Raw genomic sequence first — 13,195 nt, forward strand, 5'->3', positions numbered from 1 at the left:
TCTTCTCCTTTTCAGATTGCTCTTGAGTGGATTGTGTTCAGTCAATTGACCCGAGGCGGCCGGCTCGATAGTCGGCTTCGACTGCGTCAAGCTCAGCCGCGTTGCCCATCGCAAACGGGCCACGCTGGACAAAGGCTTGGCGTAGAGGGGGGGCACGAAACAGGACGGCGTGCGCACCCTCTGCGGAGAAAAATGAGATGTCGATGGCGCCTGCAAAGGCAATGGCTTTGCCGGGCGTCAGATCAGCAGTGCCTGCATTCCACGACACGGTGGATGTGCCTTTGATCCCGAGGATCCAAGCATGGTGGCGGCTGTCGCCCTGATGCGTGAACTGGCCCCCGGCCTGAATATCAATATCGAGCAACGTCAATGGGATGTCCGGTGCTGCGGCGCCCGCAACACCATTGCTTTCGCCGAGGACAAGCCGTGCGGTGGCGTGGTCGCCCGGCAGTTTCTGAATGTCCTTGGCAGCAAGGTGAAACGCTGATGGCGCGTCATGCCGGTTTTCTTTGGCTAGGTTGACGAAAACCTGCAACGCATGGGTTTTGGCACCCGGCCGCGGTGCTTCATTGTGAATGGCCCCTTGTGCGGCCTTGAACCAATAGAGATCACCGGGGGCCAGGTCGACGTCATTTCCAAGGGAATCGCGATTGTGGAAGGCGCCGGTGCTGTCTTCAAACACCACCGTGACTGCGGAGAGCCCAGCATGGGCATGTGTCCCGAAGGTGGGCATTGTCATGCGGAAATGATCCACCATGATCAGCGGATCCATCAGACCTTGGAAATCCGCGTGTTGATAGCTTTTGGCTTCAAAGCCATCGCCAATCCTGATCGTGCGCCCGTCACTTCGTGCATGGTGGTCGCAGGTGACGCCTGAAAACTTATCGATCTCTTGTGTGTTCATGTCATTCCCTCGTATCTACTGAACTATCAATACAAACGAGACAATCGATCGAAAATCCGCCAATATCAGAACATATTGTTCTACTGATAGAACGAAAAGAGGTGCAGCATGGACCTTAACGACGCTTTCTATTTTGTTCAGGTTGTTGAAAAGGGGGGATTTTCAGCAGCTGCGCGATCGCTGAACATCCCAAAGTCGCGGCTCAGCCGCCGCGTGCGGCAACTTGAGAGTGACCTTGGCGTGCGCCTCTTGCAACGCACATCACGCGTCGTTACGACGACAGAGGTTGGCGAAGAGTACTTTCGACACGCCCAAGACGCCTTGGCGCGATTTGAAGCCGCCGAAACGGCCGTTCGCCGAAAAACCAATAGGATCGAAGGGACCGTGGCGGTGTCCTGTTCAGTAGGAATGGCGCAGTTTGGCCTCTATCAGATCCTCCCACGTTTCTTGCAGGACAATCCCGGCGTAACAGTGGTGCAGAGGGCCTCGAACCAGATAGAGGACCTGATCAAAGGCGGGATCGACGTCGCAATCCGTGGGCATATGGAGACGCTACCGGACTCCAGTCTCATTCAGGTGCGACTGGCGCGGGTGGAGTGGCACCTGTTCTGTTCGCCAGATTACCATAAGACGTTGGAGCAATCTGATGACCCGGCCAGGTTAGCAAATCATCCCGCATTGGTTCTTGGCCGACCGCGAGCAACGCACCAATGGCTGCTGACCGGCGATGATGGGCAAACCGCCTCTGTCCCCTGCCAAGTTCGTTTCGCCAGTGATGATATGTCGACCCTCAAAAACGCGGCAGCCTCGTCCCTCGGGCTCGTAGCCCTGCCTTCCTACGTCTGCCGACCAGAGGTGGAGGCAGGATCGCTTGTGCGCGCCTTGCCAGCGTGGACTGCGGGTAGTCCGCAGATCAGCCTGTTGATGCCGTCTCGCCAAGGCTTGTTGCCAGCTATTGAAGCATTCCTCAAATTCTTGAAACGAGAATTGCCGCCAGTTTTGGCTGAGGGTGCAACAAAAGCCATTGAATAGAACGGATGATAGCCGATGGCAGTGACCACTCTGCTCTCTTGGCTTCGATGTCCGCGACGTGTTTGCGCAGCGGCACCGGCTATCGGTGGACACCGCACGAAGCGTTCACGAAGATCATGCCGTTGGCAGATGGTTCGCACAAGGATCGAGATGACAGTGGTTTGGCAAGCAAAGGGGCCGGTAACACCGAACCTTCATACAAGCAAATTCGCGCGACAATTGGGTGAATGTCACGAGAGCAACCTGTCAGTCAACCCGGGGAAGGCAGAAGTCGGACCAGTGATCTGCTTTGAACGTCTAGGTCTGTATGAGCGTTGATCAAAGTCTTTTCGTATATTGAGACGTAGGGCTGATTAATTAACATGCCGATGCGTTAGATTTCGATAAGATTCATCGCTTAGCAACCTCGCGCGCGATCCTCCGCAACCCTACGTTTGCTCGCGAAGTTGCCTTACAGTCAGATTCGGTCAACGCCGTTTTCGATGCGCAAGGATCTTTGTCTTCATCAGGTCAAAACGGTCTCGCCGCTCTGCGTCTCCCATTTTGGAGCTGAACCGATTTCAGACAGCATCCTTTCTACTTCTGCTGCCCACGCATGCCGCGCGGTTTCAGCGAACAAAGACTCAGGCCGGTGACGCGGCGTGTAGACCGCATATTGGTAGCGGACAGGGCTCGCTAGAGGACGGACGACGATTGTGTCCTGCCAGGCATGGGACTCGTTGCAATGAACAACCATGAGAGGATCCAAAATCGTCACGCAGCGCTTGGTAATGACGAATTGCAGGACGGACAAGAAGGTCTGGCATTCGACTTTGATGTTGCAAGTGCATCCTTCTCGCTTTAGCGCGGCCGCAAGATTCTGTGTGTGTCTATGGTTCGTCGGGAGAGTTCCCAGCGGCACGGCATCGAGGTCTTTCAGGGTAATCACGTCTGTCAGCGCTAACGGGTGATCGACGTGCAAGGCGACGAAGCAATCGGCAGAAATGATGTCCGTCGTATAAAGTTCTTCAACGTCCGGGGTCTCAAGCACATCTGCGAAACCAAAATCAATGCTCTGTGCACGGGTGAGCTCCATAATCTGGTGTGAACTGCGCGCAAACATGGTGATCTTCCCATCTGAATGCTCACTCATATGCTCTGCCACAAAGCGAGGAAACAGCATGACGGACGGGCCAGGCATCGCGGCCACAGTCAGGCTGCCGGTCTCGCCAGTGGCAAGCGCGCGCATCGTGGTACTGACGCGCGACAGCTGACCAAGGATCGCCTCGGCCTCAGTCAGAAGATACTGGGCTTCTGGAACGGGAACTAAGTTTCGGCCCCGCCTTTCAAACAGCCGCATCCCAATCTGGTCTTCCAGCGATTTGATGGCTGCACTCACTGCAGGCTGGGTACGGCGTAGCTTGGCGGCGGCATCGGTGAGCGTCGCCGAAGTCATGACGGCACGGAAGGCAGAAAGCTGAGACAGGTTCATGGCTGAATCATAAACAAAATTTTGCTTTGGGAAAGATATTCAAATTTGTTTTTATTTTTAAGCCGATTACTCTTTCGCACTGCGAAAACAAAAAAGCAGCCATTCAGAGGGATAATCCATGAAACATATTTTGAGGACTGTGGGCGTCACTTTGGCCCTTTCCTTGGCGGCGGGGCCGGTACTGGCTCAGGATCCGACCTTCTTCCGTATCGGTACCGGCAGCGCAGGCGGAACCTACTTTCCGATTGGCGGCACGATTGCCAACGGCATTTCTGCGCCTCCTGGCGCTCGGCCATGCGACAAGGGTGGACAGTGCGGCGTACCCGGTCTTATCGCCATAGCACAATCGACAACTGCATCGGTGTTCAACAACACGGCCGTTCAAAACGGTGAGCTTGAGGCCGGTATGGCAGCTGCCGATGTGACCCGGTCCATGTATCTGGGCGAGGGCAAATTCGACGGCAAGCCACACGAGAAACTTCGTATCGTGGCAAATCTTTACCCTGAAGATCTGCACCTCGTCCTTCCGGCAGGACAGAGCGTTGACAGTCTGGCGGACCTCAAGGGCAAACGTGTCGGTATCGCACAGGCCGGTTCAGGTACACAGGTAGCCGTCGAAATGATGCTGGGCGAGTGGGGCGTCAATCGTGACAACATGGACGAGGCGGAACTGAACAACTCGCAGTCTGCAGAACGGCTGGCAGACGGTCAGTTGGACGCCTATTTTTATGCTGCTGGCTGGCCTGTCTCCGCGATGGTTCAGTTGGCGACCACAAAGGGCATGGAGCTCCACAGCTTCACCGAAGATGATCTGAAGAAGATCAACGATTTGATTCCTGCCTATATTCCGTCCTCCATCCCCGCCGGTGTCTACGAAGGTGTTGACTACGAGGTCAAAACACCGGCTGTGTCGGCGCTTCTCGTGGTGTCTTCCGATCTTTCCGAGGAACTCGTCTACGGCATTACGAAGGCGCTTTGGAACGACAACACACGCAAGTTGCTCGACAACGGGCATGCCAAAGGCAAACAGATAACGCCGGACACCGCTTTGGATGGTGTTGCAGCCTTGGGCGTTCCTCTGCATGCCGGAGCCGAGAAGTTCTACAAGGAAGCCGGGCTTCTGAAGTAATTTCTCGCGGGGACCGGGCGGGTTTGTCCGCCCGGTACTTCCTTCCGATCGCATTCAACAACGGAGCTGCTCGAAGCTGCGACTGATGTTGTGCGCGTTCGATTGCTCAAAGTTCATAGTGGTGAATATGGTGGCCGTTATCAAAGGTGGAACCAACATTTGTGGCGTTTCCATTGGCGTCTTGTCGCTGGAAAGCTATTTTCCAAAGCCGCCAGGTCACATAAAGAACCCGTCCAGCCTGCCGTTCACACTCAGCTATGAGATCATAAGCGGATTGACCGTGCCCAGCCTTTTGAACGCGCCGTCGACTGAAATGATCAAGCCGCTTGTGGAAGCCGCGCGCCGCCTGGAGGCGAGCGGCGTAAAGGCGATTACCGGATCTTGCGGGTTTCTTGCGCTTTATCAAAACGAGATTGCGCGCTCGGTAAGTGTGCCGGTTTGCGTGTCTTCATTGCTTATGGCGCCGCTTATCCACGCAATGACCGCTCGTCCGGTTGGTGTATTGACCGCCTCTTCAGATGCACTGACGGACGCGCACCTGTCAGCCGTCGGAGCCCAGCACATACCTCTTATAATCGAAGGCATGGACCAGAGCGCGGAGTTTTCGAAGGTCATTCTGCGTGGGGAGTGCAATGACATGGATCTTGACCTGATTGAGGCCGATCTCATTGCCGCAGGCCAACGCCTCGTCGGGCGTGCACCTGAAGTTGGGGCTGTATTGCTTGAATGCACAGACCTGCCGCCCTACGCCGCGCCTCTCCAAAAGGCGATAAGGCGACCTGTCTTTGATATCGTGTCCCTGACCGGTCTGGTCCACTCAGCCACACAGCGAGCCCCGTTTCCAGGTTTTGTTCACTGAAGTCTCAGCCTCAACGCGATTGCGAGTCGAACGAATATGACACAGATTTCCGAACAAAGTGACCAGCCCCGCACGCTGACAGAAGACGAACTTGCCGCGATCGAACGAAAATATGATGAGGGCGCTGCAACGCGTGCTGTCGGTCCCAAATTCGCAGTGTTTCTCAGGTATGTTGCACTGACATTTGCCTTCTATCACTATCTGACTGCAGGCTTTGGATTGCCGCCTGACTATTGGCACATGGGCTGGCACCTGTCCGGCCTTTTCATTCTCATCTACGCCTACTACCCATTTATCAAGACGAAGACCGCCTTCGATCTGAAGACCGGTCCGCTGCGGCTGGATGGCGTTCCTTACTTTGATGTTCTGCTGATGGCCCTCGGCGTCGCCTCAGCGCTTTACCTTGGGATAGCCTGGCGGGGAATACCTTGGCTCGGCATCGAAGAGATGACGTTCCGAATGGGCAATCCCAACGGCTGGGACATGCTGTTCGGCTGCATCTTGATCGTCCTGGTACTCGACATTGCGCGACGGACCTTGGGATGGATTCTGCCGCTCATCATCACGGTCTTCATCAGCTACGCGCTGTTTGGTCCCGTGTTCCCAGGGCTGCTGCAGCATCCGGGCGTCAAGTTCAAGACCTTTGTCTCGTCGATGTATTTCCCTCAAGAAGGTATTTTCGGCGTGACGCTATGGGTGGTTTCGACCATTGTGTTTCACTTCGTGCTGTTCGGTGTGATTGCCCAGCGAACCGGCCTGGGACAACTGTTCATAGACAACGCCACAATCCTGGCAGGCCGCTATACAGGTGGTCCGGCGAAAGTGTCCGTTGTCTCTTCGGCCTTTTTCGGCACCATTTCCGGCTCGTCGGTCGCGAACACCGTGTCAACCGGCTCCCTGACAATTCCAAACATGAAACGGCTTGGTTATCCGGGGCATTTTGCAGGCGGGGTTGAAGCGGCAGCGTCGGCTGGCGGTCAGATTACGCCGCCAATCATGGGGGCAGCTGCCTTCATCATGGCTGAGTTTCTGGAGGTTCCCTACACAACGATCGTAATTGCCGCGATTTTCCCGGCACTTTTGCACTATGTTGGGGTCTTCGCAGTCGTGCATCTGATGGCACGCCGGCTCGGGCTGAAGGGCATTTCAGCGGACTCTCTCCCCCACTTCCGGGCGGTCTGGGCAAACGGCTGGGCGAACATTATCCCTCTCGTCGGTCTTCTGGTCGTCCTCTTCTCCGGGTACACGCCCTACATGTCGGCCTTCTGCGGCATCTCTCTGGCCATCGTGGCCGGTATGAGCCGCTTGAAGGAACCGGTCTCCCTTGTTCTTCCGGCGGCCTTTGCGAGCTTCGTACTGTGGAAGCTGCAAGAGGGTGGGTTTGATTTCACCATGTCTGCCATCCTGATTGCCGGCGCTGCTCTGGCGACCTTGAACCCGCAAAAACGTGTATCGATCAGAGAGATGGCAGTCACTCTCGAAACTGGCACCAAATATGCGCTTGCCGTCGGAGCAGCAGCTGCTGCCGTCGGCATCGTGATCGGGGTGATCAACACAACCGGTGTCGGCTTCCGGATTGGCTTTATGGTAACCCAAGCCGCGTCCAGCATCGGCAATGACTTTGCCTGGCTGTTCCAGATCGGCGGGTTCGAACTACTGACAGCGCAGGACCTGACGCTTTTCACCAGTCTGGTTTTCATTGCACTCGCCTGTATCTTGATGGGCGCAGGCGTACCGACCACAGCCCTCTACATCATGCTTGTTTCCGTTGCTCAGCCTGCTCTTGCCCAATTGGGTATCCCGCCGATCGCAAGCCACATGTTTGTGCTTTACTATGGTGTCGTGGCCGAGATCACACCACCGGTGTGTACATCTGCCTACGCAGCGGCTGCGATAGCCAATTCTAACCCGTTTAGAACCGGGATGTCGGCGTTCACACTTGGCCTTGGCAAGGTTGTCGCGCCCATGGCCTTTGTTTATGCGCCCGTTCTTCTGTTTGTGTCGTCGACTGGCTTTGACCTATGGGAATTCACCTATACAGCGGCAAGCTGCATCGCCGGCGTGATCGCGCTCTCCGCTGCGGTCGTTGGATACTGGCTGGCACCGATGGGTGTGTTCTTTCGAATTCTGCTGGCTCTTGCCGGGCTCATTTTTATCGCGCCATCGCTGCAAACCGATCTCGTTGCCCTGCTCATTGCCTCTCCGGCGATCATCAGCCAAGTCCTTGCCCGGAGACATCAATATGCAATCCCCTGACGCGCATGATGAAATCATCATCCTCGGGTGCGGACTTGTCGGTTTGTGCACGGCACTATCGCTCCTCGAACGTGGCGAGAAAGTCCGGCTGATTGATCGCGATGAACCCGGACAGGCAACATCGATGGGAAATGCAGGTGTCGTGTCGCCGTGGTCGATCATACCGCAACCTCTTCCCGGGATCTGGAAGGCCATTCCCAGGTTGCTGTTCGGGTATGGACGCCCCCTGTCGATAGATCCGAGGGTCGTTCCGGCGATGGTGCCATGGGCGTTCCGGTTTCTGCGGCAAAGCAGTGAACGCCGAACACGCCTTGCTGCTGATGCCATGTCGCATCTGTGCGGCCCGTCAATTGAGCTTTACGAGAGGCACTTGAGGGGAACCGGTCATGAGAACTTGCTGTGCGACAGCTATTACGTCCATGCCTTCCGAAAAGCTGACGCTTCAAAACTCCAGGCGATTGATTATCGTATCCGCGAAGAAAAAGGTGCTGACCTTGAACTGGTCGGACAGGAACGGTTGTTGAAGATTGAACCGGCCCTCAGTCCTGATTTCAAGGCCGCAGTCCTGATCAAGGGCCAAAGCAGGATTCGATCCCCGGGCCAGTTGGGAAAAGTGCTCGCCGACAAGGTCAGAGCGCTGGGCGGTGCAATCGAAAGGGTTGAGATCAGAAGTCTGCGGAAGGACAACGGCCGCTGGTGCATAACGTGTCAGAACAAGCAGATCACCGCTCAAAGAGTTGTTGTTGCAATGGGGGTCTGGAGCAAGAAACTCTTGGAAAGTTTCGGCATTTCCGTACCGTTGCTGAGCGAACGCGGCTACCATATCGAATGTCGGGATCCGCAGGTAGAACTCAACCATTCTGTTATGGATGTGGATGCAAAAGTTGTGGCTAGCAGCATGAATGGAGGTGTTCGAATTGCAGGCCAGGCCGAGTTTGCTCCGATTGAAAAACCAGCCGATGAACGCCGCCGGGTCGTGTTGCTTCGTGTCGCCAGGGCGGCGTTCCCGGGTCTTCGCACAGAAGAGCATTCCTTTTGGATGGGGCAGCGTCCGTCGTTTCCGGACAGCTTGCCGGCGCTTGGCAAGATTCCGGGCCACCCGGGCCTCTTTGCCAATTTCGGCCATTCTCACTACGGGCTGATGATGGCTCCCAAATCAGGCGCTGTCGCAGCTCAGATCGTGTGCGGCGAAGTACCAAATATTCCGTTAGAGCCCTATTCTCTGGGGCGTTTCGGGTAGAAAGAGTTTTTTGGCATCGATGTGCGTGTAGTCTGAGAAAACGAACTGAATAAACCCGCGTTTTCAACATGCTATTAGTGTTCATTTTTCGCCGTCGTTCGAACTCGACGAGCGGCAGCATTCCGTTTCTAACATGTTCGCATGTTGAAACTAAAACATCTCAAGGTACTCGTATACATCCAGCTTGCGTCTTCCTGGGGCCCGTAGAGTCGACATCTTACCCCTTCCCGTTGAAACAGCTTTCGGCGGCATCGTTCTCGTGACAGTCACCGAAATTGTATGTTCTCGGTGTCGATGAGGTGGAAACGGGCGTAAAGCTGAAGGACTAAAACTTGCTGAATACCGGTTCTGAGCGGAAACGGTGTCAGGCGCATGAACTCGGTGTGCGTCCGAAGCATCTGGAAGTTTTCGCGGAAGAGGCTGTCCAGACTATAGGCGTTCCTGCTTTGGTCCGAACTGTTCTATGCGGTCTTGGGTGCCAATTGGATCATGAGCTAGCTGGCGTTTGTCATGGTGATCGGATCCAGTGTTGATCGAGTCCGCGAAATCCCAGACCGGTAGACCATAACCCGAAAGTCTACCGATCAAGCTACTTGATTGCTTAAAATATATGGCAGCGCCTGTTGGATACTTAAAAGGCCTCTTCGTAAGCAAATAATGCAGCCAATCCACCAGTATGTACAAAACAGACGCGGCTGCCTTTGGCGATCTCGCCTGAAGCCACAAGTGCGGGAATCGCAGCAAAGCTCTTGGCCGTGTAGACGGGATCCAGGATCAGGCCTTCGTGTGTTGCAACCATGTGTATCGCAGATCTCGCCGGCTCGCCTATCTGTCCGTACCCCGGTGCCAAGGCCCCGTCCCAAATGCGGATATCGGGTTCCGAGACCCTTGCGGCTCCGGCATAGAGCTTCTTCAATCGCGCCGTGACCCGCGCGATGCGCGCCTCTTGCGCGGTCGCATCGCGGCGCACGCAACTGCCGATGACCTGGGCGCCGGATCCAGACCCGCGCAAACCGGCCAGCAGGCCGGCATGCGTGGATCCGCTACCCGACGCCACAACATAGGTATCGAAATCCTGGCCCTGTTGCAGGATCTCCTGAGCTGCGTCCACGTAGCCGAGCGCGCCAAGCGGCGGATGCCCTTCGGACAGGTGGATCACGTAAGGCACTCGCCCCTCCGCGCGCAGAGCCTCGGCGCGTTCGTGCAGTGCGGCGTCGGCTCCGGTCTCGTCTTCACCTTCGGGATAGGTCAGGATCTCGGGGCCCAGCAGATGCGACAGCAGAACGTTTCCTGATTTGTGGTAGTGATCGGGCTTGCCGGGCACGCGGTTTTCAAGCTGTATGATCGCGTGCATGTTCTGCGAACTGGCCACCGCCGCTGCCAGACGCACAAAATTGGACTGAACCGCCCCCGTGATCAAAATAGTGTCCGCCCCCTTATCCAGAGCATCGCCGAAATAGTACTCAAGCTGTCGGGACTTATTGCCGCCAAATGTTGGCCCGGCAACATCGTCGCGTTTTATGAAAAGATCAATTCCGAGCGCGTCTGACAGGCGTGGTGCGTGCACCAGAGGTGTTGGCCCCGCAACGATGTTCAGTCTTGGGTGCTTCATTTGTGATCCGTGATAGGTTCGGCTTTTATGGCAAGTAATTGCCACTGTTGGCGAACTATTACAGCTTTGCTGGAGTTTGTGAATGACCAAGCCAATAGGGAGGATAGGGCACCCACTGCGACAGGATTAGGAGGATCCCGCCCTGCTGGAATTCAACCCGTTTCTGAACCGGACTTCACGGCACTTTCGAGCTTCGTTCAGTCGCGCTGAAAAGTCACTCGGTGTCAAATTCCCCAGCGATGAATGCGACCGATTTTCGACCCAATTGTGACGCGATCGCATTCGAGCCAAAGCGAACAATGCGACGGCGCGGCCAACCAAGAATGCTGGCCCGAAGCGGAAGGTGGCTGCAGCGCTATTCACAGGGGATCGACACCAGTCTGCAGGACTGGCAGGACTTGTGCGGGAGCCGGACATGGCTCACGCGTCCCCTTCGGTGTCGTCCGTTGCGTTGCGCCATCGGGCAATCACCGGCAGCAGTGCAATCAGCAATAGACCGGTGCCGAGGGCGAGAAGTCCATAGTCGAGAAACGCCGCCTGGCTTGTTGTGATTTTGCCGGCCGGGCCCGAATCTTCTGGGACCGCCGCGAGCTTCGCAAGAAGGCCACTGCCGTAGTTTCCAAGCGCGTGCGTCATGAACCACATGCCCATGGCAAAGCCCATCAACTCACGGGTCGCGAGGCGGCTTACCATGGAAAGTCCGATTGGCTCAACGAGAAGCTCCGCGACACTGAAGAGCAAAAAGAAAACTATCAGCCACAGGGGCGATACCAGCCCGCCAGCACCCGCAGGCGCCGACGCAAGCGAGCAATAGGCCGCACCGAGCAGCAGAAGCCCGACAGCGAACCTGACGCTTTCGGACGGTGTTATGTCACGCCCCGCGAGCCGGAACCACAGGATCGACATCAGTGGCGCGCCGATGATGACGATGAGCGAATTGAGCGACAGGAAAGAACTCGACGGGATTTCGAAGCCCATGACAGTCCGATCGACCCCCTGAGCTATGAAGAGCAGGATCGTATCGGCATCCTGGTTGTAGACAGCCCAGAAAACGACGCCGAAGGTAAAGAGCATCAGCATGGCAAGCGCACGCTGCCTGCTTTCTGCATCCAGCCGCAGAACCGTGAAAAGGAAAAAACCGAAAACCGCGGCGCAGACGACAGCGATGATCTCGCCGGCCGCGAAGGCATGAAACAAGAGCAAGTTGCCGAGCACGACCACAGCGATTGTACCGACCCCAAGCCATAAAATGTTTGGGAGTCCGGCAAAGTCTGCCCGCATCAGCGGCTGGCCAGCGGGTGCGGCGCCGACAATGCGAAACACGTGACCACCCGTCAGTAGCGCAGCGAAAGCAAGCAATTTGCCGAGTCCGGCAACGAGAAAGGCCGTGTGGTAGCCGAATTCGCGCGACAGAAGCCCTGCGCAAAGTGCCGCGCCACCGGCACCGATATTGATGCCCATGTACAAAAGTGTGTAGCCGCTGTCGCGCCGGGGATCGTCCTTTCCGTAAAGCAGGCCCAAAAGGCTAGAGACACTGGGCTTGTAATAGCCATTGCCGACCAGCAGCGCGGCCAGGCCGACAAAGGCAGCTGCCTTCACGCCGGTGGCGAGAAGCAGGCTGCCGCTGGCCATGATGGCAAGACCGGTGAGTGTTGCCGCGCGGAAGCCGAGCAAGCGGTCAGCGATGATGCCGCCGGCAAAAGTCGTCGAATAGATCAGCGCCGTATAGGTGCCATAGAGCAGTGACGCCTCGATCTCGGAAAAGCCAATCCTGCTGACGGCATAAGGAACGAGGAGGAAAACGGCCGTATAAAAGCCGTAGCGCTCACACAGTTCAACGAGGAAGAGAAGGAAAAAGCCTTTGGGCTGCGGCGTCATGGTGGCGGGACTCGGCGGGCGTGCGCCTTTCGGCTCCGTGAGTCGGGACGAAAGTACCGACCGTCGAACAGGCCCTTTATAGGAGTGCGGTGCGATTCCGCAAAGCGCCTTCTTCTGATCTGCTGTCCGGGCCCTGAAAGCGTCATGCAGCGTGCGCGTTTCCATGCAGAACGGAAAAACCCTTTCGCCGCGCATCAATCACGTTTTAGGAAGTTGCCGGTTAAAACGGAACGACCAGCAATGCGGTCAATCAGACCGCCCAACTATTCGGCGGTTTGGCGGTAACTATGATGATCAAGTTCATAACGTTGTACGCACGCGACATCCATAAGACTGCAAAAGTCTATGAATGCCTCGGAGCGAACTTTGATGAAGAGCAACATGGGGAGGGACCTGTCCATCTCGCCTGCGAAACCAACGGGCAAGTTCTTGAAATCTATCCGGGCCTTGAAACGTCAAGCCGGTCTGCCCTTTTGGGCTTTGAGGTCACTGACCTGGAACAAACGAAGAAAAACCTGGAGAACGCAGGTGCGGTGATTATCCGGGATATTGCAATTGTGGCAGATGCTCTCCGCCTTATCGCGAGTGATCCGGATGGGCGAGAATTGTTTGTTCAGGAAGCCAGACAAACGTAAAGGCGTAATTTGGCAATGGCTGATGTGTCTCGCATCCTGGCCATACATTCCATCCGCAACGGACGTCCGCTTCCCGCCCATCCTGTGAATTTGCCGCGCCCAAAATGAACGTCTGCTTTCGGGCGCAAGCTTCAACGCGGTGAATGTCCGAAACGTCGGCGCAAAACGGACGTAAACCG

At 56.2% G+C, this 13,195-nt stretch carries 10 protein-coding genes; 6 read left to right on the forward strand and 4 right to left on the reverse strand.

From position 1 onward, the window contains the following. Positions 1-37 precede the first annotated feature (37 nt). Positions 38-904 (reverse strand): pirin family protein, encoded by an 867-nt coding sequence (locus tag ACO08A_RS06100; protein WP_422040285.1) that lies wholly within the window; start codon positions 902-904, stop codon positions 38-40. A 108-nt stretch (positions 905-1,012) separates the two neighbouring features. On the opposite strand from ACO08A_RS06100, the gene ACO08A_RS06105 reads away from it, so the two are divergent. After that, positions 1,013-1,936, forward strand: coding sequence for a LysR substrate-binding domain-containing protein (locus tag ACO08A_RS06105; RefSeq protein ID WP_422040286.1), 924 nt, complete (start codon positions 1,013-1,015; stop codon positions 1,934-1,936). Positions 1,937-2,441: 505 nt separating this feature from the next. Here ACO08A_RS06105 and ACO08A_RS06110 read toward each other — a convergent pair. Beyond that, a complete protein-coding gene (locus ACO08A_RS06110; protein ID WP_422040287.1) occupies positions 2,442-3,407 on the reverse strand; it encodes a LysR family transcriptional regulator in 966 nt (321 codons plus the stop codon). Positions 3,408-3,525: 118 nt separating this feature from the next. On the opposite strand from ACO08A_RS06110, the gene ACO08A_RS06115 reads away from it, so the two are divergent. From ACO08A_RS06115 to ACO08A_RS06130, 4 genes are all read left to right on the forward strand, one after another. Next, on the forward strand, positions 3,526-4,536 hold the full coding sequence (locus ACO08A_RS06115; protein WP_422040288.1) for a TAXI family TRAP transporter solute-binding subunit: 1,011 nt from the start codon (positions 3,526-3,528) through the stop codon (positions 4,534-4,536). 127 nt (positions 4,537-4,663) lie between these two features. Continuing rightward, the gene (locus tag ACO08A_RS06120) at positions 4,664-5,395 is read left to right on the forward strand and encodes an aspartate/glutamate racemase family protein (RefSeq protein ID WP_422040289.1); all 732 of its coding nucleotides are present in this window, start codon (positions 4,664-4,666) and stop codon (positions 5,393-5,395) included. Positions 5,396-5,431: 36 nt separating this feature from the next. Further along, a complete protein-coding gene (locus ACO08A_RS06125; RefSeq protein WP_422040290.1) occupies positions 5,432-7,651 on the forward strand; it encodes a TRAP transporter permease in 2,220 nt (739 codons plus the stop codon). Then, positions 7,638-8,891 carry an NAD(P)/FAD-dependent oxidoreductase gene (locus ACO08A_RS06130; RefSeq protein ID WP_422040291.1) on the forward strand — a complete coding sequence of 418 codons (1,254 nt, stop codon included), beginning with the start codon at positions 7,638-7,640 and terminating at the stop codon, positions 8,889-8,891. Before ACO08A_RS06125 ends, ACO08A_RS06130 begins: the two co-directional genes overlap by 14 nt. 631 nt (positions 8,892-9,522) lie before the next feature. On the opposite strand, the gene ACO08A_RS06135 is transcribed toward ACO08A_RS06130, so the two are convergent. Further along, a complete protein-coding gene (locus ACO08A_RS06135; RefSeq protein WP_422040292.1) occupies positions 9,523-10,503 on the reverse strand; it encodes a D-cysteine desulfhydrase family protein in 981 nt (326 codons plus the stop codon). A gap of 420 nt (positions 10,504-10,923) precedes the next feature. Beyond that, complete coding sequence (locus ACO08A_RS06140; protein ID WP_422040293.1) at positions 10,924-12,381, reverse strand: peptide MFS transporter; 1,458 nt, start codon at positions 12,379-12,381, stop codon at positions 10,924-10,926. Between the two features lie 287 nt (positions 12,382-12,668). Between ACO08A_RS06140 and ACO08A_RS06145 the strand changes: the two genes are divergently transcribed. Beyond that, complete coding sequence (locus ACO08A_RS06145; RefSeq protein WP_422040294.1) at positions 12,669-13,016, forward strand: VOC family protein; 348 nt, start codon at positions 12,669-12,671, stop codon at positions 13,014-13,016. Positions 13,017-13,195: the final 179 nt, after the last annotated feature.

It is taken from the genome of Roseibium sp., from assembly GCF_965232425.1.
Lineage (GTDB): Bacteria > Pseudomonadota > Alphaproteobacteria > Rhizobiales > Stappiaceae > Roseibium.